This window comes from Parvularcula sp. IMCC14364 (assembly GCF_030758415.1).
Taxonomy (GTDB): domain Bacteria; phylum Pseudomonadota; class Alphaproteobacteria; order Caulobacterales; family Parvularculaceae; genus Aquisalinus.
The window spans coordinates 3,304,912-3,326,901 of record NZ_CP132334.1 but is presented as its reverse complement, the minus strand read 5'-3'; the positions used below and the strand labels follow the sequence as shown (position 1 = coordinate 3,326,901).

The 21,990-nt window shown below is 54.5% G+C and carries 20 protein-coding genes; 11 read left to right on the top strand and 9 right to left on the bottom strand.

Annotation, left to right across the window (positions count from 1 at the left end):
- Positions 1 to 6 precede the first annotated feature (6 nt).
- Entirely contained in the window at positions 7 to 1,428 is a 1,422-nt protein-coding gene (locus tag RAL90_RS15700) for a Glu/Leu/Phe/Val dehydrogenase (RefSeq protein ID WP_306252330.1), read from the top strand.
- Here the strand turns inward: RAL90_RS15700 and RAL90_RS15695 are convergent.
- The 5 genes from RAL90_RS15695 to RAL90_RS15675 all read right to left on the bottom strand — a co-directional run bounded on the left by RAL90_RS15695 (position 1,384) and on the right by RAL90_RS15675 (position 6,803).
- Complete coding sequence (locus RAL90_RS15695; protein WP_306252328.1) at positions 1,384 to 2,265, bottom strand: hypothetical protein; 882 nt, start codon at positions 2,263 to 2,265, stop codon at positions 1,384 to 1,386. The genes RAL90_RS15700 and RAL90_RS15695 overlap by 45 nt on opposite strands.
- A 66-nt stretch (positions 2,266 to 2,331) precedes the next feature.
- Complete coding sequence (locus RAL90_RS15690) at positions 2,332 to 2,955, bottom strand: hypothetical protein (RefSeq protein ID WP_306252326.1); 624 nt, start codon at positions 2,953 to 2,955, stop codon at positions 2,332 to 2,334.
- Between the two features lie 139 nt (positions 2,956 to 3,094).
- Positions 3,095 to 5,767: a PAS domain-containing sensor histidine kinase gene (locus tag RAL90_RS15685; RefSeq protein WP_306252325.1), complete on the bottom strand. Its 2,673-nt coding sequence runs from the start codon at positions 5,765 to 5,767 to the stop codon at positions 3,095 to 3,097.
- A 145-nt stretch (positions 5,768 to 5,912) separates the two neighbouring features.
- Entirely contained in the window at positions 5,913 to 6,191 is a 279-nt protein-coding gene (locus tag RAL90_RS15680) for a hypothetical protein (protein ID WP_306252323.1), read from the bottom strand.
- Between the two features lie 21 nt (positions 6,192 to 6,212).
- Positions 6,213 to 6,803, bottom strand: a complete 591-nt coding sequence (locus tag RAL90_RS15675; RefSeq protein WP_306252320.1) for an energy transducer TonB — start codon at positions 6,801 to 6,803, stop codon at positions 6,213 to 6,215.
- A 155-nt stretch (positions 6,804 to 6,958) separates the two neighbouring features.
- On the opposite strand from RAL90_RS15675, the gene RAL90_RS15670 reads away from it, so the two are divergent.
- On the top strand, positions 6,959 to 7,345 hold the full coding sequence (locus tag RAL90_RS15670; RefSeq protein ID WP_306252318.1) for a hypothetical protein: 387 nt from the start codon (positions 6,959 to 6,961) through the stop codon (positions 7,343 to 7,345).
- A gap of 2 nt (positions 7,346 to 7,347) precedes the next feature.
- Here the strand turns inward: RAL90_RS15670 and lpdA are convergent, their stop codons facing one another.
- From lpdA to RAL90_RS15650, 4 genes are read right to left on the bottom strand one after another with little or no spacing between them, the layout of a single operon-like run.
- Positions 7,348 to 8,739: a dihydrolipoyl dehydrogenase gene (gene lpdA / locus RAL90_RS15665; RefSeq protein WP_306252316.1), complete on the bottom strand. Its 1,392-nt coding sequence runs from the start codon at positions 8,737 to 8,739 to the stop codon at positions 7,348 to 7,350.
- A 13-nt stretch (positions 8,740 to 8,752) separates the two neighbouring features.
- Positions 8,753 to 10,078, bottom strand: coding sequence for a dihydrolipoamide acetyltransferase family protein (locus tag RAL90_RS15660; protein ID WP_306252314.1), 1,326 nt, complete (start codon positions 10,076 to 10,078; stop codon positions 8,753 to 8,755).
- Positions 10,078 to 11,115 carry an alpha-ketoacid dehydrogenase subunit beta gene (locus tag RAL90_RS15655; RefSeq protein ID WP_306252313.1) on the bottom strand — a complete coding sequence of 346 codons (1,038 nt, stop codon included), beginning with the start codon at positions 11,113 to 11,115 and terminating at the stop codon, positions 10,078 to 10,080. The genes RAL90_RS15660 and RAL90_RS15655 overlap by 1 nt, the downstream gene beginning before the upstream one ends.
- 3 nt (positions 11,116 to 11,118) lie before the next feature.
- Positions 11,119 to 12,369, bottom strand: a complete 1,251-nt coding sequence (locus RAL90_RS15650) for a 3-methyl-2-oxobutanoate dehydrogenase (2-methylpropanoyl-transferring) subunit alpha (RefSeq protein WP_306252311.1) — start codon at positions 12,367 to 12,369, stop codon at positions 11,119 to 11,121.
- A gap of 265 nt (positions 12,370 to 12,634) precedes the next feature.
- Here RAL90_RS15650 and RAL90_RS15645 point away from each other — a divergent pair, with 265 nt between their 5' ends.
- The 9 genes from RAL90_RS15645 (at position 12,635) to pnp (ending at position 21,872) form a co-directional block, all read left to right on the top strand.
- On the top strand, positions 12,635 to 13,789 hold the full coding sequence (locus RAL90_RS15645) for an isobutyryl-CoA dehydrogenase (RefSeq protein ID WP_306252309.1): 1,155 nt from the start codon (positions 12,635 to 12,637) through the stop codon (positions 13,787 to 13,789).
- A gap of 25 nt (positions 13,790 to 13,814) precedes the next feature.
- On the top strand, positions 13,815 to 15,008 hold the full coding sequence (locus tag RAL90_RS15640; protein WP_306252308.1) for an acetyl-CoA C-acyltransferase: 1,194 nt from the start codon (positions 13,815 to 13,817) through the stop codon (positions 15,006 to 15,008).
- Between the two features lie 130 nt (positions 15,009 to 15,138).
- Entirely contained in the window at positions 15,139 to 16,632 is a 1,494-nt protein-coding gene (locus tag RAL90_RS15635; protein ID WP_306252306.1) for a CoA-acylating methylmalonate-semialdehyde dehydrogenase, read from the top strand.
- A gap of 73 nt (positions 16,633 to 16,705) precedes the next feature.
- A complete protein-coding gene (locus RAL90_RS15630) occupies positions 16,706 to 17,149 on the top strand; it encodes a hypothetical protein (RefSeq protein WP_306252304.1) in 444 nt (147 codons plus the stop codon).
- On the top strand, positions 17,146 to 17,559 hold the full coding sequence (locus tag RAL90_RS15625) for a type II toxin-antitoxin system VapC family toxin (RefSeq protein WP_306252303.1): 414 nt from the start codon (positions 17,146 to 17,148) through the stop codon (positions 17,557 to 17,559). Before RAL90_RS15630 ends, RAL90_RS15625 begins: the two co-directional genes overlap by 4 nt.
- A 10-nt stretch (positions 17,560 to 17,569) precedes the next feature.
- The gene (locus RAL90_RS15620) at positions 17,570 to 18,259 is read left to right on the top strand and encodes an SDR family oxidoreductase (RefSeq protein ID WP_306252301.1); all 690 of its coding nucleotides are present in this window, start codon (positions 17,570 to 17,572) and stop codon (positions 18,257 to 18,259) included.
- A 30-nt stretch (positions 18,260 to 18,289) separates the two neighbouring features.
- A complete protein-coding gene (gene mmsB / locus RAL90_RS15615; protein ID WP_306252298.1) occupies positions 18,290 to 19,180 on the top strand; it encodes a 3-hydroxyisobutyrate dehydrogenase in 891 nt (296 codons plus the stop codon).
- A 137-nt stretch (positions 19,181 to 19,317) separates the two neighbouring features.
- Positions 19,318 to 19,587, top strand: a complete 270-nt coding sequence (gene rpsO / locus RAL90_RS15610; RefSeq protein WP_306252297.1) for a 30S ribosomal protein S15 — start codon at positions 19,318 to 19,320, stop codon at positions 19,585 to 19,587.
- A gap of 152 nt (positions 19,588 to 19,739) precedes the next feature.
- Positions 19,740 to 21,872, top strand: coding sequence for a polyribonucleotide nucleotidyltransferase (gene pnp / locus RAL90_RS15605; protein WP_306252295.1), 2,133 nt, complete (start codon positions 19,740 to 19,742; stop codon positions 21,870 to 21,872).
- Positions 21,873 to 21,990: the final 118 nt, after the last annotated feature.

The following is a 21,990-nucleotide window of genomic DNA, read 5'->3' as shown; positions in this document are numbered from 1 at the left end:
CCCCAGATGGCACCGAAAGAAGGCCGCGAAACCACATTCCGTCAGAGTGTAGACATGATGTTCGAGCGCGCCGCCGCTCATCTGGATATTTCTCCTGGCCTCAAGGAAAAAATCCGGGTTTGCAACTCTACATACACAGTCCGCTTCGGTGTGCGCCTTCGCGGCGAGATCCATACTTTCATAGGCTATCGCGCCGTTCATTCGGAGCATACTGAACCAGTCAAGGGGGGTATCCGTTATGCCCTTTCTGTCAATCAGGATGAGGTCGAGGCGCTGGCTGCCCTGATGACTTATAAATGTGCTCTGGTTGACGCACCTTTCGGTGGATCAAAAGGCGGGCTCTGCATCAACCCGTCAGACTGGGAAGTATTTGAGCTTGAGCGTATTACAAGGCGCTTTACATACGAACTCTCAAAACGCGATCTCATACATCCTTCACAGAATGTGCCCGCCCCCGACATGGGAACTGGCGAGCGCGAGATGGCCTGGATGGCAGACGAGTACAAGCGTCTGCACCCAACAGACATTGACGCACATGCCTGTGTCACCGGCAAGCCATTGAACAGTGGCGGTATTGCAGGGCGTATTGAAGCAACAGGTCGCGGCGTTCAGTATGCAATACAGGCCTTCTTCCGCTATCCGGAAGATGTCAAGGAAGCCGGACTTGAAGGGGACCTTGAAGGTAAGGCGGTCGTGGTTCAGGGGCTCGGTAATGTGGGGTATCACGCCGCCAAGTTTCTGTCGGAAGAGGACGGCTGTAAGATAACAGCAGTCATTGAACGTGATGGCGCTGTCATCAATGACGATGGTCTGGATATTGAGGAATTAAAATCCTACATCGCCGCTTCTGGTGGTGTACGCGGCTTTGGCGGCGGCATGTATCATGAAAATGGTGCAGATATACTTGAAAAAGAATGTGACATTCTCATCCCGGCAGCAATCGAAGGGTGCATCAATTCTGCAAATGTAGACCGTATCAAGACAAAACTGATTGTTGAAGCCGCGAACGGCCCGGTGACAGCCAATGCCGACACTGTACTCCAGCGAAAAGGCGTCAAGATTATTCCTGATATGTATGCCAATGCCGGGGGTGTGACGGTTTCCTATTTCGAATGGGTAAAGAACCTGTCTCATATTCGTTTTGGCCGCATGCAAAGGCGCCAGGAAGAGTTCAAGGCAAACCTTCTGATCGCCGAACTCGAAAAAGAAATCGGGAAGCCGCTTAATGATTCTTTCAAACAGGAATTCCTGCGCGGCTCAGACGAACTGGCGCTGGTCCGATCCGGACTCGATGATACTATGCGCGGTGCCTATGACAGCATTCGGGAAGTGCTTGTTACCAATCCAGCCGTGAAGGAAATGCGCACGGCCGCCTATATTGCATCAGTGACTTCGATTGCCGCCAGTTACAGCTCTCTCGGCCTCTAATGATGCAGGGTGCTTCGCCTGAACTTCTCTGGCCCTGATGCTGTATGGATTATATGCACCGCTCGTTTTTTTGTGGCGGGATTGTATCTGCCGCATAGCGTTGCGCGGATGACGCGCCAATGCATCAGCAGCTATTTTTCGGGCACGCCTGTATCCTGCTACGAAACATACAAGCGAGAAAAGGAGGCTCCCTAACCAGATGGCAAGTGCCTGTTGCGTTTCTGTGCCAAGTGGAAAGATATGAAACAGCAGCGACAGATGTGCGATCAGCACAGCTGGCAAAGCGGATGTGACTGCCGCAGGCTGCCAGGCAATATGGCCGAATCCGAATACCAGCGCAATTAAAACGGTCAAAGTAGATATGATGACAGAAGAAGTGAGAGAAATTGTCTCAGGGGTCAGCAAGATAGACCCGACGCCAAACGCTGTGCTGATGACTGCAAGCATACATGTATAATCTGTGCGCCACGTGAATGGCTTACCACTATATCCAAATCCGAATCGAAAACTACGCACGCTGTGCCACGAGAATGTGAGCGCCCCAAAAAGAAGTAGAAGCCAGAGCGATAACCGCCCGATAACCGCCCACTCAAGCGCGGGTACGGACAATAGAAAAACAATCGCGACAAAAATGCCGGCAGAAGCCAGAAAAAGGAGTTGTCGCGTGACACTACGGGCCAGCGTGTCAACGAGCGACAGCATGGCCGCCCGTGATGAAGCAATGTCAGCCACTCCAACAGGAAATTGATAGCCATCATCCACCCGCCTGTCTGCTTCAAAGCTCGCGGCTTCGTGCAGGTCCCGGATATAATGATCATTTTCCCAGTATCGTGCCATAAGGCGTCAGTCTGCCTGTCCTGATTAAGATTGAGTATGTGCTGCTTCGCAGAAGCGGTCCAGAGATCAGCGGGCAGTATAAGGATCAATAACATAGCCCGTTTGCGCTAATTCTCCACGCAATACGAGCGCATCAATATTATTGGGCTCCTGATTGAGCGCAAGTTGCAGATCGCGCGCGGCACCTTCATGATCAGAAAGTTCCTTTCGCGCCCTGGCACGCAAAGTAAGTGCCTGCGCGGATAGCGCATTATATTCCTCGGCCGTATCAAGCGACCTTTTCACAAGGCCCCAGCGACTGATCTGCGCATAGATCGGCGCGGCCAATAACTTAACCTCTTCCGTTGCCGGTGCCATACGCTCAGCTTCACTGATGGCAGAAATCGCCAGCTCAGCTTCTTCACCAGTTGCCCAGGCCTGCGCTGCCTGAATATAGAGGCGGGCAGAAAGGTATGGATCCTGCGTGCGGTTTTTCTCCGCAAGGCTTTGCAGCCTGTTTGCCGCAAGACGGGGAACACCAACCGCGAGGTCTGCCACTGCCGCACAATACACAGCTGGATCGCCGCCGCCATCGCTGATCCAGCGTAAAGCATAATAGCGGCCTTGTTCCGCATTCTGCTCAACCCGGCTGACACATTCCTGATAACCAGCGTCAACTGATATCTGACTTGCTGCGGGAAGAGGCAACACTACGCAAAACCCAAAAAACGCGGATAATACTACATATGTTTTCATGAGTTCATCATAATCGGACAAAATCGGCAAAGCGAGAGGTCGCGCGCGAAAACTGCCTTAACAAGCGTACAGGCAAGTGCATGGCAAAGACGACTTACTCCGCCGCAACGATGATGGTTTCATCATCACTTTCAGAACTGTCAGTCTTGGCAATCTCAGCTTCATCTTCTGGCGAGATGCGCGTGGCCGGGCCATTGGCTGGCAGGTGGCAGCTGATCTGTGTGCCGGTTCCTTCTGAGGAAGAAAGCCTGACCCAGCCGCCGTGAAGTTCAATAAAGCTTTTAACAAGAGACAAACCAAGGCCCGCCCCTGATCCGGGACCACGGCTTTCGAAACGGTCAAAGGCTTTTTCCTGATCTTCAGGTGACACGCCCCTACCGGTATCGTTGACAGATATACGGATCGTATTGCCATCACGCTCGGCAGCAAGGGTGACACAGCCTCCCTCGTCAGTGAAGGAGAAAGCATTCGCGAGCAGATTGAACAGCGCCTGTTTTATGCGCTTCTCATCAGCAACCATGGCACCAATATCATCCGCCACTTCCACATTGAGTGTAACGGCGGAATCTTCTGCTTTCAGCGCAGCATAGGTGGCAGCATTTTCAAGCGTTTTCTTGACGTCAATTTCTTTCAACTCAAGGTCAAGTTTCCCAGCATCAATGGCCGCCAGATCAATAATGTCGTTGATAAGATCAAGCAAATGGTTTGATGCGCTGAGAATGCTGGCAGCATAGTCCTTCTGCCGATCATTCAGCGTACCAAACATTTCCGTCTCAAGCATCTCGGCAAACCCAATGATCGTATTCAACGGATTGCGCAGATTATACGAGATATGATTGACAAACTTGGACTTGATGCGGTCTGCGGTTTCAAGCCACTCATTGCGTTCCTGGAGCTCTTTTTCCCGCTCGCGGCTATCGGTCACATCAAGAAAAGTAAGCAGAGTTGCACCGTCCGGCAATGGTGCAGTCCCATATGCAAATGACCTTCCATCTTTCAGCACCACTTCAGCCTTTTCAATCGGCGTCCGATCTTCAGGTGCAAAAGACGTGACCCTTGCCTTCAACGTTTTCCACGCCGCAGAATCACCCGTGGATAGACGGTTGAACTGTTTTGCAAGATGCACAAAGTCAGGCAGCTCAGCCAGTTTTGCCGGGTCGAATTGCCACATGCGCAGGAAAGCACTGTTATAGAGGCGCAGCTTCCCGTCAGACGCAAAAACAGCCACGCCTTCTTCAAGGTTATTCAGCGTTGCCCTCTGCACACTGATTTGCGTGTTGAACTCCGTCTCGAGTCGCAGATTTTCTGTTATATCCTCAAAGACTACTACAACACCGCCTAAAGGGTGCCGCTGGCGTGCTACACGCAGGGTCTTCCCGTTTGGCAGGCTCCAGATTTCATCCGGCGTTGCATTGTCCATTGACCAGTCATCAAGCTGCCCTTCTGTATACAGTGTAAGCTGATCTTCTTTCCATTTATTGTAGTCGGCCCAGGCCGGCAAACGGCTTTTCTGATGTAGCTTGTCAAGCAACTCGCCATGATATGGCCGGGTACGCAAGTCAGCATCGTCCAGCTTCCATAGTTCAAGGAATGCCTGATTGTAGTAATCCAGCTGCTGGGCAGAACTGAAAACAGCCACAGCAGATGGCATCTGGTTCAGTGTCTTGCGATAGGCATTCTGATGGCGTTTGAGGTCTTCCTGCGCCTTGTCCAGCTTAGTAATATCAATCGCGATGCCGCCAAGGCAGGCTTCACCGGCCCCATGCATCGGTTGCTCCATAATACGCAGCACACGGCGCATACCACGCACATTCACAACGACAAGGTCATCAACTACCTTACGGCCTGTCGACCTGGAAAATTCCTCCCGCGCGCGCTCGGCGAGTTTCTTGAATGCGCCGTCAATTTCAATCTGATTTTCAAGCACCTCTTCCAGATTGATCGCCTCAACCATACTGACGTAAGCGCTGTTTACCCATTCCAGTCTCAGATCCGGCCCGCGCCGCCAGCTTGCCATTGGCAAGCGATCCAGATGGTTGAGCGCCCCATGCAGGTCAGCCGCGCGATCCCGCGCCTTGCCAATCATGCCACCATCTTCCGCAAGGCGCACGGCAGGGTCTGTCAGCCATAACGTCACCTGGTCCCCCGCAACGCGGCCATCTACTTCAATAGAACGGCCTTCATCGGTGACAACCGATCCCGAGAAGGCAACGCCATGCGAGCGCAGTTCCTTCACACGGTCCTTCAGCTTGCGGACATCCTCTGGCGCGACTTCTTCTTCAAGTGGCAGCTCGCCCAGCTTGTTCAGTAGTGCTGCCGCCGGATTGGCCAGCGCAACGGCTGCATCATCAGCAAAGGTCAGGATCGACGCGAGTGCCGCCGGACCACCCAGCACGCGTGGATGCCCCCAGCCTTTTTCAATATCCTCGTAAGAGTCATGCCAGACAAGCACCAAGCCGGGATGCGCTGCCAGAACGGATTCTGACTTGTCCAGTTTCGCTTCCATATCCGCCAGTTGGCGGGACAGATTAAGGTGAGCATTCTGTGATAGCTTGGACACACGCAGCGCATATGTCATCGCGCCGACAGCCAGCATCACTGCGCCGCCCATAATGATATGAATTGGATCGAGGTTTGAGCTCAACGCTGCTGGTGAGGTTTCAGTTTCCTGCGCCAGAGCGGAAACAGGCAAAAGTCCAGCCAACGCCGTAACGCCAGTGCGCCACAGCCTCTTGTGCCGGTCTCTCTCTCTTCTGCGCTTGCCCATGCCTGTCCCGGAGTCGACGGTGGAATCATCAACATTTGGTTAACAAAACCTAAACGTACACAAGATAAGGGGTGTTCGCAAAAAGACGGAAGCGCATTCTGGATATTAGTGGAAAAAGCCGCGCATTTATCCGGTTGGACTCAGATCATGGCAGGTCCGGTTCAACCGGCGGCTCGCCCGGCACGGCCTTCGGCACACTCGGCTTGTGCGGTGAGGGTGTCGGTAACGCTTCTGTTCCATCTCTCGCCAGAGGTTTTTCTGCAAAACTCCCGTCCGGCTCAAGCTGATCCAGTAGTTCCACAGCCAGCGTATCACTCGGCGTTGTCGCCGTATTGGTCGGCTGCCCTACACCAAGACTGCTCAAAAGAAATATAAATCCTGCAAGCAGGAGAACGAGACACAGACTGATAATATAGCGGCTCATAAATTTTTACGCTGCAAAGAGTTACTGTGAGAGCCGGAAGACGAAAGATTTGCGCAATCCCCGACTGACAATCCCGCTTTGGCGCGGCGTTGGACTGAATTTCCATTTGCGAATGGCATCCAGAGCCGCCCGCTCGAAACAGGCATGGCTGGAGTCTGCCACCCGGGCATTGACCACATCACCATTGGCGGTCACGTCAAAAACAACAATGGCATACCCTTCTGTGCCCCGGTTCTGGCAGCTTGCAGGATAGGTTGGCTGGAACTGCAGAATTGCTGAATTCAGGCTTGGCATCTGTGTGAAGACCTGGTCCGGCCCGGTTGGGGCCGGCGCCGGGCCAGGGGTAAAGTCTGGCCCGTCCACAGCGGAGCGCTCTATCCCCGGCTCTACCGGTGGGGGTGGCACGATATTATCTGTCGTCAAATCACCTGCATTCAGAGGGGGCGGCGTCCGTTCACTCATGAAGATATCCGGTACGGCGGGACGCTCACTGGTATCCAGGATCGCCTCGCTGCGGATCAGACCACTCATGGCGAAGAAGATGCCGAGGGTGACCAAAGCCGCTGCAGGCAGCACGATGATGGCGCGGAAAGAAGAGCCCGTTCGGGACATTTGATTGTCTCCAGCTATGTGCAGTTGCGCGGACAGCAGCAAGACACGCAACAAAACTGACGCCCTATTATTAACACATCTTAACATAGGAACGCGCATTAATCAAAACAACCAGCCCCATTCCGGCACGTCTCATAAATCGCTATGATTTCAACATGTTGGAGTGGCTGAAAACTTTTTTGCCAGAGCCCGTCCTGTTGCATGGGCTGATGGGTATGCACACGCTGATCGTCGCTTTTGCACTTGTGGCGGGGCCGTATATTGCCTGGAAGGCCATCCGTGCAGAGCGCTCGTTATGGCTTTATCTGGCGCTCGCCTTTCCACCGCTTGTATGTCTCGGGCGGATTGCAAATGGCCGTGAGTGCATCCTGCAGAGCTGGGCGCGTGAATTACGCCACATTGAGCATGGCTGGGCCCGCGATATTTACCTGCTACCGGAAAGCTGGGCCCTGAGCGTGGTTCTGGTGGCAGGCGCACTTTATTTTTGTGGCTGTGCCATCTGGGTCAGCCAGCGGGGTGCTGAGAAAGAACAGATTTTCTGATCTCAGATATGAAGGGCATGACCAAGATTGCGCAAGCTGGACTCCAGCACAGCCTCGCTTTTGGTCGGATGGGCATGGATTGTGCCGGCAATATCTTCCAGCGTTGCCCCCATTTCGAGTGCCAGTGCAAACTCGCCGGACAGCTCTGACACTTCCGCGCCCACCGCTTCAATCCCGAGTATCAGATGATTATCCTTGCGGGCAATGATCCGCACAAAGCCGCTTTCATCTTCCATGGTCATGGCGCGCCCATTGGCCATGAACGGGAATTCCGCTTTCATGACATCATAGCCCTGATCTTTTGCCTGCGCCTCGGAAAGGCCGACACTGACAAGCTCCGGGTCTGTAAAGCAGACCGCTGGTATCGCGCGCTTGTCCCAGCGGCGCTTTTCGCCAGCAATAATTTCCGCGACCATCTCGCCCTGCGCCATGCCGCGATGGGCGAGCATAGGCTCGCCGGTTACATCGCCGATGGCCCAGACATTTTTCATGGATGTGGCGCACTGATCATCAATTTTGATAAAGCCGCCATCCATATCAAGCATCATATTCCCAAGACCCCAGCCATCGGTGCGCGGGGAACGGCCAACGGTCACCAGAATCCTATCAGCATCAATCTTGTGTGCCTGATCTTCAGAGTCCTTGACCCTTAACGCGCCGCTGTCCTCAAGACCGTCAGCTTTGGTATTGAGCAACACCTTGATACCCAGCTCTTTCATGCGCTGCATGACCGGCTTCGTCAGGGAGCTGTCATATTGTGGCAGGATGGAAGGCGTCGCCTCAATAACGGTCACCTCACTGCCCATTTTGCGCAGCGCAATCCCCAGCTCCAGGCCAATATAGCCACCGCCAATTACAGCCAGCTTTGCTGGCACATCCTGCAGTGCAAGAATATCTGATGAGGAAATGATCTTGTCCCCGAATGGCAGATTTGGCAGCGCTGTTGAGAATGAACCGGTCGCCAGAATGACATGCTCTGCCCGGATCATGACCTCACCGTCATCTGTCCTGACCCGGCAAGTCTTGCCGTCCTGCATCTCGCCCCAGCCTTGGACAACTTTTACTTTATGTTTCTTCAAAAGACCGCCAACGCCGCTGTTCAAGCGTGCGACAATACCGTCTTTCCATGACACCGTTTTTGACAGGTCAAATTCGGGCTTCTGTACACTGATGCCGATTGTCGAGCCATTGGCGAAGTGGTTGACCTTGGCAACCTCATTCGCAGCATGGATAAAAGCCTTGGACGGAATGCAGCCAACATTGAGGCAGCAGCCCCCCAGCTTCTGGCCTTCAACCAGCACCGTATCCAGACCAAGCTGACCGGCACGAATGCCCGCCACGTAACCGCCGGGCCCGCCGCCCAGCACCAGAACTTTACAGGTAATATCGTTCACTGATTATTCCTTGTCAGCTGTCTATAAACATCGTGGCTGGAAATTCGAGCAAGCCTTTAATCGTCTGAATGAACTGCGCCATGTCCCAGCCATCCACAACGCGATGGTCGAATGAAGAAGACAGGTTCATCAGTTTGCGCGGGACGACCTGGCCCTGATCATTATAGACTGGCCGCGTGACCATCTTGTTCACACCGATGATCGCCACTTCCGGGTGATTGATCACCGGCGTTGACGCGACACCGCCGATCGCCCCAAGGGACGAAATTGTTATTGTTGAGCCGGAAAGCTCTTCCCGCTTTGCCGTGCCGTCGCGCGCCGCATCTGCCAAGCGCTTTATTTCGTCTGCATTTGTCCAGATGTCATTGGCTTCTGCATGACGCACTACTGGCACTATCAGGCCGGTGTCAGTCTGAGTTGCAACACCGATATGCGCTGCGCCATAACGTTGGATCACATTATTCTCGTCATCAAATCGTGCATTGATCTGCGGAAAGTCCCGCACCGACACGACGATCGCCCGCATCAGGAAAGGCAGCACTGTCAACTTTGGCTGGCCTTCCCTGCGACTCGCGTTCATGTGCTGGCGCAATTCTTCCAGCGCCGTCATGTCAATTTCATCAACATAGGATGCATGCGGAATGCGGCGCTTTGAATCCTGCATTTTCTCCGCAATCTTGCGGCGCAGGCCGATGACCTTGATCTCTTCAGTCTCCATATTTGGCGCATAACCACTACCGCCGCGAGCGACAGCAGGCGACTTTCCGGAGATGAAAGCATCAAGATCTTCATGGCTGATACGACCGGCTGGTCCGGAGCCGTGTACATATTGCAGATCCACACCATTGTCATAGGCACGTTTGCGCACCGCCGGTGACGCAAGCGGCTTTTCACCTGCACGCCGTGCCGCACCAGCCTTGCGTGCGGGTATGGAGGATGCGGACGATTTTACCGCAGGTGCAGCCGGGGCAGATTTTTTTTCCGCCTCTGGCGCAGTCTCTTTCGCCGTTTTCTCCGGTGCCGGAGCCTTCGCCTCAGGTGCAGGCTTTGGCGCAGGGGCAGCCGCCGTATTGCCACCATCGCGCACATTTCCGGCGCCGGCGACCTCCAGTTTGATAACTTCTGACCCAACGGCCACAACTTCACCCACTTGCGGGCCAACCCAGGTCACCGTGCCAGAAACAGGGGCGGGAATCTCCACGGTCGCCTTGTCCGTCATGACGTCAGCAAGCGTGTCATCCGTGTTCACCACATCGCCCGGCTTGACGTGCAATTCAACAAATTCCGCCTCAGCCACGCCTTCGCCGACATCCGGCAGTTTGATAACGTGAATGCCCATTACGCAGCCTCCATCACTTTATTCAGCGCTTCGCTGACACGTTTCGGGCCGGGGAAATAGTCCCATTCTTGTGCATGTGGATACGGTGTGTCCCACCCCGTGACGCGCACAACCGGCGCCTCAAGGTGGTAAAAACACGTTTCCTGCACCAGTGACATCAATTCTGCCCCAAAGCCCGATGTACGGGTTGCTTCGTGAAGCACGACACAGCGCCCGGTTTTCTCAACGGACTTCTGTATTGCGTCGAGATCAAGCGGCAACAGACTGCGCAGATCAATAATTTCCGCATCAATGCCCGTTTCTGCAACGGCAGCTTCTGCCACAAAGACCATCGTGCCGTAGGCAAGGATTGTCACATCGCTCCCCTCACGGATAGTTGCGGCCTTGCCGAGTGGAATATTGTAATACCCTTCTGGCACCTTGCCTGCTTCATGCTTGGACCACGGCGTTACCGGGCGGTCATGATGGCCATCAAATGGCCCGTTATAAAGCCGCTTCGGCTCCAGAAAGATCACCGGATCTTCGTCTTCAATGGCCGAAATCAGAAGGCCCTTGGCATCATATGGTGTTGCCGGGATAACCGTTTTGAGGCCAGTCACATGGGTGAACAACGCTTCGGGACTCTGGCTGTGAGTCATGCCGCCAAAGATACCGCCGCCTGTTGGCATACGGATCGTCAGGGGACAGGTGAACTGACCTTTAGAGCGGAACCGCAATCGCGCTGCTTCCTGGGTGATCTGGTCATACGCAGGATAGACATAATCCGCGAACTGCACCTCGACACAGGGTCGCAGGCCATAAGCAGCCATGCCAATGGCTGCACCGACAATGCCGTTTTCTGATATTGGTGCATCAAACACCCGGCTGCGGCCGTATTTTTCCTGCAGGCCAGCTGTGCAGCGAAAAACGCCGCCGAAATAACCCACATCCTCACCAAAGACGACGACTTTTTCATCGCGCGCCATCATCACATCATGGGCGTCGCGGATCGCTTCGATCATGTTCATGGGTGTGAGAGTCGCCTTTTCATCGAACATGGCTCAGACTCCCATTTCCTGACGCTGTCGGCGCAAATGCTCCGGCATGTCAGCATAGACATATTCAAACATAGCCTTGGGACTTGGACGCGGACGGTCATATTCATGCAGCGTGCCGTTAGCCTCAGCCTTTTCCATCTCTTCCCGCATTTCATCCGCATATTGTGCTTCAGCCTGCGTATGGCGCTCTTCCGACCACAGACCCTTGACGATGAGGTGCTGTTTCAGGCGTTCGATCGGATCGCCCAGTGGCCAGATCGTCGCTTCTTCCTTGGGGCGGTATTTGGTCGGGTCATCAGAAGTCGAATGGGCACCGGCGCGATAGGTCACCCACTCAATCAGTGTTGCACCATGACCGCGTCTGGCCCGCTCTGCCGCCCAGGCAGAAGCAGCGTAGCCTGCCAGCCAATCATTCCCGTCTACCCGCAAGGCGGCAAGGCCATAGCCATAGGCACGCTCGGCAAAGGTGCTCATGCCGGAGCGGGCAATGTCATGATAGGTCGAGATTGCCCAACGGTTATCGACAACATTGAGAATGCATGGCGCTTTATAGACAGAGGCGAAGTTCAGTCCGGCGTGAAAGTCACCCTCCGCCGTTGCCCCATCACCAATCCAGGCGGAGGCGATTTTTGTGTCGCCCGCAATGGCGGACGCCATGGCCCAGCCAACGGCCTGTATATATTGTGTCGCCAGATTGCCGGACACCGTGAAAAACCCTGCATCTCGGAATGAATAAAGCACCGGCAACTGCAGGCCCTCCAGATCATCCTCGATATTGGAAAAAATCTGGTTCATCATTTTGGAAACCGCCCAGTCCTGCGCAAACAAGAGCCCCTGCTGGCGGTAGGTCGGAAAATGCATGTCACCATCCCGCAAGGCACGCTGCTGCGCTGTCGCGATCGCCTCTTCGCCGGTGCACTGCATGTAGAAGCTGGTCTTGCCCTGGCGCTGCGCCTTCATCATGCGCTCATCGAACGCGCGGGTGCGCATCATGGCGCGCATACCAGCATCTATTTCTTCGTCACTCAGATCGGGCGCCCACTCGCCCTGCGCCTTGCCATCGTCATCCAGCACCCTGATGATCTGTTCGGAATATGGCTCCAGTTCATCGCGGGATGCATCAATGGGCGGACGCGGGGTGGCGCCAGCAACTGGCACGTCGAAATTGGAGAAATCGGGTGCATCTCCTGGCCGGAACGGTGGCTCCGGCACGTGAATTTTCAAAGGCGCGTAGTCGTTACTGTTTTCGCTCATGTTTCCATCCGCTTGATCGGGCGCAACATGCCCGAAAAGAGATTCTAAATCAGCCCTCAAAAACGGCAAATAAATCAACGGTTTTCGCAACATCCCCTAAAATCCGTGATGATTTTGGAGGAAGGTAACCGCCCGTGTGCAGGACTTGACTTATGGTTTTAGCACGCCTTTCTAGGGGGCACATAAGTTTCTGTTTCATCCTGTAATTTTGTGCCGGGCGGGCACCTGTTCCCGCAGAACCGGACAGCCTGAAAAGAGCCTGCCCATGGATTTCACCCTCTCTGAAGAACAGTCCGCCATTCAGGAAATGGCCCAGCGGTTTGCCAAAGAAGCTCTGGCCCCGCACGCCGCCAGATGGGACCGCGAGAAGCATTTTCCAGTCGATGTGATCCGCCAGACGGCAGAATTGGGGCTTGCCGGTATTTATACACAAGAAGATGTTGGTGGCAGCGGTCTTACAAGACTGGATGCAGCACTTGTCTTTGAAGCCCTCTCCGCAGGGTGCACGTCAACGGCAGCTTATATCTCCATTCACAACATGGTTTCATGGATGATTGACCGGTTCGGCTCGGAAGAGTTGCGCCAGAAATACTGCCCGAAACTCACCTCCATGGAATATCTCGCCAGCTATTGCCTGACAGAACCGGGTTCTGGCTCCGATGCCGCAGCGCTGCGCACCAAAGCAGTGCGCGACGGTGACGATTATGTGCTGAATGGCGCAAAAGCCTTTATTTCCGGCGCCGGCGTCAGTGACCTTTATCTGGTCATGGTGCGTACTGGCGGTGACGGCCCGCGCGGGATTTCCGCTGTGCTGGTGGAAAAAGACACGCCCGGGCTCTCTTTCGGGGCCAATGAGGTCAAGATGGGTTGGAATTCACAGCCGACCGCCATTGTGTCGTTTGATAATTGCCGCATCCCGGCCAGCAATCTGATCGGGAGCGAAGGCGAAGGGTTCAAGTTCGCCATGATGGGTCTTGATGGCGGTCGCCTTAACATCGCCGCCTGCTCGCTTGGCACGGCGCAGGCGGCACTGGATCAGGCTTTGGATTATACGAACGAGCGCAAGGCTTTTGGCAAACGCCTGAATGAGCAGCAGGCATTGCAGTTCACGCTCGCTGATATGGGCACAGAGCTGGAAGCTGCCCGGACGCTGCTTTATCGTGCAGCCGCAGCACTGGATGCGAAAACAGAAGATGCAACGAAGCTCTGCGCCATGGCCAAGCGCTTCGTGACCGACACCGGGTTTGATGTGGTCAACCGGGCCCTGCAAATGCATGGGGGCTATGGCTATCTGGGCGATTATCCGCTGGAGCGGATGCTGCGTGATGTTCGTGTACACCAGATTCTGGAAGGGGCGAATGAAGTCATGCGGCTGATTATCGCCCGCTCGATACTCGCGCCGTATCAGGCCGGAAAATAGATTTTTTGAGAAGAGGACTGACAAGATGAAACTGCCAACAGATGATCCAATCGTTGTCGTCGCCATGGGCCGCACGCCGATGGCGGGCTTTCAGGGTGAGTTTGCGCCCATGACCTGCTCTGACTTGGGGGCCAAAGCGATTCATGCGGTCGTCAAACAGGCTGAATTGAAAGAAGAGGAAGTTGATGAAGTGCTGATGGGCTGCGTCCTGCCCGCCGGTCAGGGGCAAGCCCCAGCACGGCAAGCAGCGATCAAGGCCGGCCTGCCAAAATCTGTTCCGTGCACCACGGTGAACAAAATGTGTGGCTCCGGGATGAAAACCACCATGCAGATGGTGGAAAGCCTGCTCGCAGGCACAGTCACCGTTGGGGTGGCCGGAGGCATGGAAAGCATGACCAACGCCCCCTACATCTTGCCCAAAATGCGCGAAGGCGCTCGCCTTGGCCACGCAGAAGCAAAAGACCACATGTTCCTTGATGGCCTCGAAGATGCCTATGAAGGTGGCCTGATGGGGTCTTTCGCTGAGCTGTGTGCTGAGAAATACCAGTTCACACGCGAAGCACAGGATGAATACGCCATTGCCAGCCTTAATCGCGCCGTTTCTGCTCATGAAAGCGGGCAGTTCGCAAATGAAATCATTCCTGTCACCGTTGAGACCCGTAAAGGCAGCTATACGATTGAACAGGACGAGCAGCCCGCAAAGGCAAGACCTGAAAAAATCCCGAACCTGAAACCAGCCTTCAAGAAAGATGGCACTGTAACGGCTGCAAATGCCTCTTCCATTTCTGACGGGGCAGCAGCGATCGTCCTGATGCGGCAGTCAGAAGCAGCGCGCCGTGGCCTGAAACCCATTGCCAAAGTGCTCGCGCAGAGCAGTCACGCACAAGAGCCAGCCTGGTTCACGACTGCGCCAGTGCAGGCGATTGATGATGTGATGAAAGACCTCGAGTGGGGCGTCGGCGATGTGGACCTGTTCGAAGTGAACGAAGCCTTTGCTGTGGTGCCCATGGCGGCGATGCAGGAACTGTCGATCCCGCATGAAAAGATCAACGTCAATGGCGGCGCCTGTGCCCTGGGCCACCCGATTGGTGCATCAGGGGCACGCATTATTGTTACCCTGCTGAATGCCTTGCAAAAACGCGGTTTGAAAACAGGCGTTGCCTCGCTCTGCATTGGCGGCGGTGAAGCAACCGCCATGGCGTTCGAACTTGCAGCCTAAAATATCATCACGACAGCGTTGGACCTGCTACGGGCAAAACCGGCCCATGATACCAGAGGCTGAATGACAGTTCCGGATAATGCCCTTCAAGGCCCCGGCATGATAAAATGAATATACGGAGGAAGCGGACATGAAAACACTCGGACACTTTATCAATGGCAACCACACGGATGGCAGCTCATCTCGCCGACATGATGTCTTTAACCCGACCACAGGCGACGTACAGGCACAAACGCTCCTGGCCAGTTCGGATGATGTGACCAAGGCAATAGATGCCGCAGCAAAAGCTTTCCCCGCATGGTCTAAAGTCAACCCGCAGCGCCGGGCCCGCGTCATGTTCAACTTCAAGGCGCTGGTTGAGAAGGACATGGATAACCTCGCCAAGATGCTTTCCGCCGAGCATGGCAAAACCCTGCCAGATGCGAGAGGCGACGTGCAGCGTGGCCTGGAAGTGATCGAGTTTGCCTGCGGTATTCCGCACCTGCAGAAGGGTGAGTATACGGAAGGAGCCGGCCCGGGCATTGATCTTTACTCCATGCGCCAGCCTCTTGGTGTTTGCGCTGGCATCACGCCATTCAACTTTCCAGCCATGATCCCCATGTGGATGTTTGGGGTTGCCATCGCCTGCGGCAACACATTCGTGAACAAGCCATCCGAGCGTGACCCTTCAGTGCCCTTGCGCCTTGCCGAACTAATGATGGAGGCAGGCGCGCCGGAAGGTGTGCTGAATGTTGTTAATGGCGACAAGGAAGCTGTAGACACCCTCATTCAGGACCCACGCGTTGAGGCGATCAGCTTTGTTGGCTCCTCTGATATCGCACAATATATCTATTCCGAGGGTGCCGCGCGCAACAAGCGCGTGCAGGCTTTCGGCGGCGCCAAGAACCACATGATCATCCTGCCGGATGCAGACATGGAAAATGCCGTCAACCAGCTTATCGGCTCCGCCTACGGATCAGCTGGCGAGCGCTGCATGGCCACACCTGTGGCTGTTCCAGTTGGTGAGGAAACGGCTGACAGGCTGGTCGATATGCTAAAGCCAAAAGTGGAAGCGCTGAAAATCGGCCCGTCCCTGTCAGAAGATTCCGATCTTGGCCCCCTCGTCACCGCCGCCCACAGGGACCGGGTCGCCAACTATATCCAGATGGCTATAGATGAAGGACAGGAACTTGTGATTGATGGCCGGGATTTCTCACTCCAGGGGTATGAAAACGGCTTCTTCATGGGCGGCACATTGCTTGACCACGCAAAGCCGGAGCACACGTCCTACAAGGAAGAAATCTTTGGCCCGGTATTACAGATCGCCAGAGCCAAGACTTTCGAGGAAGCTGTCGCGCTGCCCTCAGATCATCAATATGGCAATGGTGTTGCCATCTTCACACGGAATGGAGATGCTGCGCGCGAATTTGCAGCACGTGTCAATGTCGGCATGGTCGGCATCAATGTGCCAATTCCTGTCCCGCTCGCCTATCATACATTCGGCGGCTGGAAACGCTCCTCCTTTGGCGACACCAACCAGCACGGGCCAGAGGGCGTGAAGTTCTGGACTAAAATCAAAACGGTCACACAACGCTGGCCAGAGGATGTGCAAGGCTCAGACTTTGTCATCCCGACAATGAAATAGTTAGTAACTTTTTATTGACAGTAGCCTAAGTTATACCTATTTAGGTTTGAGCGCAAACCTGAAAGGATGTTTCATGTCTAAATATGCCCCTCTCCAAGATTACCTGGAACGCACCGGCGCCCTCACAATCCCCATGACTTTTGAGGAAATTGAACAGCTTGTTGGAGAAAAGTTACCCGCCTCAGCTTACAAGCACCGTCCATGGTGGTCGAACAATCCGTCCAACAGTGTCATTACACATGCTTGGCTGGCAGCCGGATATAAAACTGCAAAAGTTGACATGGCCTCCAAGCACCTTGTTTTCACCAAAAGGGAAGACAACAACGGTGCGCTTGAAAGTAATCACGGTGGTGGCAACGAAGAGCAAAAATCTGATTATGGACAGGAGACAATGTCCGGCAAGGAATACATCGCGTCTTTTTACGGCAAGATGGAATTCGTAGTGCGTGTTACGCCTGAAACTGACCTCACCAGCCCAACCGGCGAGGTATGGGATGCAGAAGAGGGGCGCTTGTGAGCGGCGTGCTTCTGGATACGTGCGCACTCATCTGGCTAGCCAACAAAGAGGCTGTCGAAATAAAAGCCCTCGATGTGATTGCCGAGGCTTGGGAAGCTAAGCTCCCTGTGTGTGTTTCACCAATCAGCGCCTGGGAAATCGGTATGTTGCACAGCAAAGGAAAATTACCGTCAACACTCGAACCAAAAGAGTGGCTGCGTCAATTTATTGCACAAGCCAAGTTTTCCTGGGTCGAAATGAGTTGGGAACTGCTCGTCACCTCATCCTCCCTTCCCGGCAATATCAATGGAGATCCCGCAGACAGGATAATTGCAGCCACAGCACGTCAAAATGGATATATGCTCATCACCAGAGACAGAAATCTCTTGAATTACGCTAAACAGGGATATCTGCTCGCAACAAAATGTTAAGGAGCGCCTTATGCCATCCGTTCTCATTACTGGAGCCAATCGCGGCATCGGCCTGGAACTCGCAAGACAGTATGCCGAGGATGACTGGCATGTTCATGCCACGGCGCGCGCCCTTGAGTCCGCAACTGACCTGAAGGCTGTCGCGGGAACTGTCAGCCATTACGCCCTAGATGTGAAAGACCGCGCTGCGATCCGTCAGCTGGCAGAGAACATTACAACGCCGATGGACCTTGTGATCGCCAATGCCGGCATTTCCGGCCGGTCTGAAAGTGGCGGTATGCCGGGCACCGTAGGGGCGCTGGACTATGAAAGCTGGCGTGAGGTGATGGAGGTCAATCTCTTTGGTGCGGTTGCCACGTGCGAAGCCTTCCTGCCGCATGTGGAGAAAACCAAAGGCACCATCGTCGCGATCTCATCGCAACTGGCCTCCAACGCCAATGCTTTTCTCGGCAGTTATTCCTATAACTCCTCCAAGGCAGCGCTGAATATGGCCATGAACCTGATGGCGATTGAACTGAAACCAAAGGACATCGCTGTCGGCACCCTGCACCCTGGTTGGGTCCAGACGGATATGGGCGGCAAACAGGCACCCGTTTCACCGGCGGACAGCGCCAAAGGCCTGAAACAGGTCATCGCCGGGCTGAAACCGTCGGAGCGGGCCCACTTCGTTGATTTTATGGGCAGCACACATCCCTGGTAAGAAAACACAAATCTTAGAGAGAGCACGATCATGAGCACTATCCTTTTTATTGGCCTTGGCAATATGGGCTCTGGCATGGCCGCCAATCTCGTCAAGGCAGGGCATGACGTCTATGGCTGCGACCTTTCTGATGACTTGCGCGCTGCCCACGTCGCCAAGGGCGGCAATTCTGTGGACGGCGCACTGAAAGACTTCGACGCCAGCGCTGTCGATGCTGTTATCACCATGCTCCCGGCGGGCAAGCATGTGGCAAAAATATACATGGAAGATATGGCGCAGAACCTGAAAAAAGGCAGCCTGCTGATTGACTGCTCAACCATCGCCGTGGACGAAGCGCGGGCGTTGGGACAGGGCGCTGTCGAGCGCGGCTATCCGGCAGTAGACGCACCCGTTTCCGGTGGTGTGGCCGCAGCTGAAGCCGGTACACTGACATTTATGGTCGGCGGCGCAGCAGAACATTTCGAAATGGCCCGCCCTTTTCTTGAGGTGATGGGCAAGAATGTGTTTCATGCCGGGGCCTCCGGCAATGGGCAGGTGGCGAAAGTCTGCAACAACATGCTGCTGGCGATCTCCATGATCGGCACGTGCGAAGCCTTCAACCTTGCTGAGAAGCTCGGCCTGGATGCGCAGACATTTTATGACATCTCGTCAACAGCTTCCGGCCAGTCCTGGTCCATGACCTCCTATTGCCCGGCCCCCGGGCCGGTCCCGGCAGCCCCGTCCAACCGCGACTATCAGCCGGGCTTCGCGACAGCAATGATGCTGAAAGACCTGCGCCTTGCCCAAGGCGTCGCAGAAGGAGCGAAAGCCTCCATTCCGCTCGGCAGCCATGCCGCACAAATCTATACGATGATGGAAGCAGCCGACAAGGACGACCTCGACTTCTCCGGTGTGATGAAGTTATTGAAAGGTACCCTGTAAAGAGGGTGCAGGTCACGCTCATCAAACAGGTGCTTGCAATCAGCCGGGTTTTCCGCCATATGCTCGCACCTTGTTTGGCTGGTCGATGCCCTGGCTGGATACTAAAGTGAAACGAACCGGCATTCGCGGAGAAAAATATGTCTATTTCCCCTGAGCGCAAATCTGCGCTCATTCAAGAATATGCTGTCAAAGACGGCGATACAGGCTCCCCCGAAGTACAAATCGCGATCCTGTCTGAGCGGATCAACAACCTGACCGGGCATTTCAAGGAGCACAAGAAAGACAACCACTCACGTCGCGGCCTACTCAAAATGGTGTCCCAGCGTCGTGGCCTTCTCGATTACGTGAAGGGCAAAGATGAGGAGCGATATCAGTCGCTTATCAGTCGGCTTGGATTGCGCCGTTAAGCAATGCCATTTTGAAAGCGGACTGATGGCAGTCCGCTTTTTTGTATCTGCTTCCCCAATATTGAAAACAGGTGCCAGATACGCATCAGGGGATCATCCCCGTTGAAGGCAGTCGCAATCCGGCGATCTGCTGAATTGAAAGAAACGAAAATATGTTCACTATAACTCGTAAATCCATGGAATGGGCTGGCCGGACGCTGACCCTCGAAACCGGGCGTATTGCCCGCCAGGCTGACGGTGCCGTGCTTGCCACTTATGGCGAGACAACCGTGCTGGCGACTGTCGTTGGGCAGCGCGAGCAAAAGCCCGGGCAAGACTTCTTCCCCCTGACCGTGAATTATCAGGAAAAAACTTACGCCGCCGGTAAAATTCCAGGCGGTTTTTTCAAGCGTGAAGGTCGCCCGACAGAGAAAGAAACACTTGTTTCCCGTCTGATTGACCGGCCGATCCGTCCGCTGTTTGTCTCCGGCTTCAAGAATGAAGTACAGGTCGTCTGTACCGTGATGAGCCATGACATGGAAAATGACCCTGATGTGGTCGCGATGGTTGCAGCCTCTGCGGCACTGACCATTTCCGGCCTGCCGTTCATGGGGCCGATTGCCGCTGCACGTGTTGGCTATGTCGATGGCAACTACAAGATCAACCCAACACTCGACGAGATGGCAGATACTGACCTTGATCTCGTGATGGCGGGTACCAATGACGCGGTGATGATGGTTGAGTCAGAAGCCAAGGAACTCTCTGAAGATGTGATGCTCGGGGCTGTCATGGCCGGGCATAAATCTGCACAGGAAGTCATTGGCTTGATTATTTCGCTGGCAGAAGAATCCGCCAAAGAGCCCTGGGACTATAAACCTGCAGACTACTCTGACTTTGAGGGTCAGGTGCGCGAGCTGGCTGAGGCTGGTCTGCGTGAGGCCTATGGCGAGAAAGAGAAGATGGTCCGTCAGGAGAAAATCGCTGCGACCAAAGACAAGGTTTTTGAAACCCTCTGTGACGAAGAAGCCGAGGTCACTATCGACCGCAGCATCGTCGCAGGCCTTTTGAAGTCAGTCGAGAGCGACATTGTTCGTAACGGTATTCTTGATACCGGCGAGCGTATCGACGGGCGCGACACCAAAACCGTGCGGCCGATCCTTTCCGAGGTTGGTGTATTACCGCGCACGCACGGATCTGCCCTGTTCACACGCGGCGAAACGCAAGCCATCGTTGTGGCCACTCTTGGTACAGCCGATGATGAACAGTTCATTGACGCGCTGGAAGGAACGTACAAGGAAAGCTTCCTTTTGCATTACAACTTCCCGCCATATTCTGTGGGCGAGACTGGTCGGATGGGTGGCGTGGGCCGCCGTGAAGTTGGTCACGGGAAGCTGGCATGGCGCGCAGTACGCGCTGTCCTGCCACCAGCAGAAGAGTTTCCTTATGTTCTGCGTCTTGTCTCCGAGATCACCGAGTCCAATGGCTCGTCTTCCATGGCGACTGTTTGTGGGGCATCGCTTGCTCTGATGGATGCTGGTGTACCAATCAAACGCGCCGTTGCCGGCATTGCCATGGGGCTCATTCTTGAGGGCGAGCGCTTCGCAGTGCTCTCGGACATTCTGGGTGACGAAGACCACCTTGGTGATATGGACTTCAAGGTTGCCGGTACGGAAGCTGGTGTCACGTCCCTGCAGATGGATATCAAGATTGCCGGCATCACCGAGGAAATCATGAAAACGGCTTTGGCCCAGGCACATGAGGGCCGCAATCACATTCTTGGTGAGATGGGCAAGGCAATTACTGATTCCCGTACGGAAGTCGGTGAATTCGCCCCGCGCATTGAAACCATGCAGATTGCAACAGACAAAATCCGTGAAGTCATTGGTACAGGCGGCAAGGTAATCCGCGAGATTGTCGAACTGTCTGGTGCGAAGGTGAATATTGATGATGAAGGTATCATCAAGATTGCGTCCAGCGACAAGGCAAGTATTGATGATGCCATCGCCCGCATCAAGGCGATTGTTGACGAACCTGAAGTTGGCGAGATCTACAAAGGCAAAGTTGTCAAGACGATGGACTTCGGTGCGTTCGTCAACTTCTTCGGCTCGCGTGATGGTCTGGTACACATTTCGCAACTTAAAGCCGAGCGAGTCAAACAGACAACTGACGTGGTCAAAGAGGGCGATGAAGTTTTCGTCAAACTTCTTGGCTTTGATGATCGCGGCAAGGTGCGCCTGTCCATGAAGATTGTGGATCAGGACACTGGCAAGGAAATTACCGAAGAAGAAGACGGTGAGGAAGAGTAAGCTCTTTCGCCTCTAATCTGACCAGAAGGCCGCTCCACTGAGCGGCCTTTTTTGTGCCTGTCGCCACAGAAAGTCCTTAATGCCAGCGCAACTTTTGTATGTTAGCCTGATCATCAAG

Coding starts and splice junctions, on each gene's coding strand:
- RAL90_RS15700 (WP_306252330.1), top strand. CDS start 7: ATGGCACCGAAAGAAGGCCGCGAAACCACATTCCGTCAGAGTGTAGAC.
- RAL90_RS15695 (WP_306252328.1), bottom strand. CDS start 2,265: ATGGCACGATACTGGGAAAATGATCATTATATCCGGGACCTGCACGAA.
- RAL90_RS15685 (WP_306252325.1), bottom strand. CDS start 5,767: ATGGGCAAGCGCAGAAGAGAGAGAGACCGGCACAAGAGGCTGTGGCGC.
- RAL90_RS15680 (WP_306252323.1), bottom strand. CDS start 6,191: ATGAGCCGCTATATTATCAGTCTGTGTCTCGTTCTCCTGCTTGCAGGA.
- RAL90_RS15675 (WP_306252320.1), bottom strand. CDS start 6,803: ATGTCCCGAACGGGCTCTTCTTTCCGCGCCATCATCGTGCTGCCTGCA.
- RAL90_RS15670 (WP_306252318.1), top strand. CDS start 6,959: ATGTTGGAGTGGCTGAAAACTTTTTTGCCAGAGCCCGTCCTGTTGCAT.
- RAL90_RS15660 (WP_306252314.1), bottom strand. CDS start 10,078: ATGGGCATTCACGTTATCAAACTGCCGGATGTCGGCGAAGGCGTGGCT.
- RAL90_RS15655 (WP_306252313.1), bottom strand. CDS start 11,115: ATGTTCGATGAAAAGGCGACTCTCACACCCATGAACATGATCGAAGCG.
- RAL90_RS15650 (WP_306252311.1), bottom strand. CDS start 12,369: ATGAGCGAAAACAGTAACGACTACGCGCCTTTGAAAATTCACGTGCCG.
- RAL90_RS15645 (WP_306252309.1), top strand. CDS start 12,635: ATGGATTTCACCCTCTCTGAAGAACAGTCCGCCATTCAGGAAATGGCC.
- RAL90_RS15640 (WP_306252308.1), top strand. CDS start 13,815: ATGAAACTGCCAACAGATGATCCAATCGTTGTCGTCGCCATGGGCCGC.
- RAL90_RS15635 (WP_306252306.1), top strand. CDS start 15,139: ATGAAAACACTCGGACACTTTATCAATGGCAACCACACGGATGGCAGC.
- RAL90_RS15630 (WP_306252304.1), top strand. CDS start 16,706: ATGTCTAAATATGCCCCTCTCCAAGATTACCTGGAACGCACCGGCGCC.
- RAL90_RS15620 (WP_306252301.1), top strand. CDS start 17,570: ATGCCATCCGTTCTCATTACTGGAGCCAATCGCGGCATCGGCCTGGAA.
- mmsB (WP_306252298.1), top strand. CDS start 18,290: ATGAGCACTATCCTTTTTATTGGCCTTGGCAATATGGGCTCTGGCATG.
- rpsO (WP_306252297.1), top strand. CDS start 19,318: ATGTCTATTTCCCCTGAGCGCAAATCTGCGCTCATTCAAGAATATGCT.
- pnp (WP_306252295.1), top strand. CDS start 19,740: ATGTTCACTATAACTCGTAAATCCATGGAATGGGCTGGCCGGACGCTG.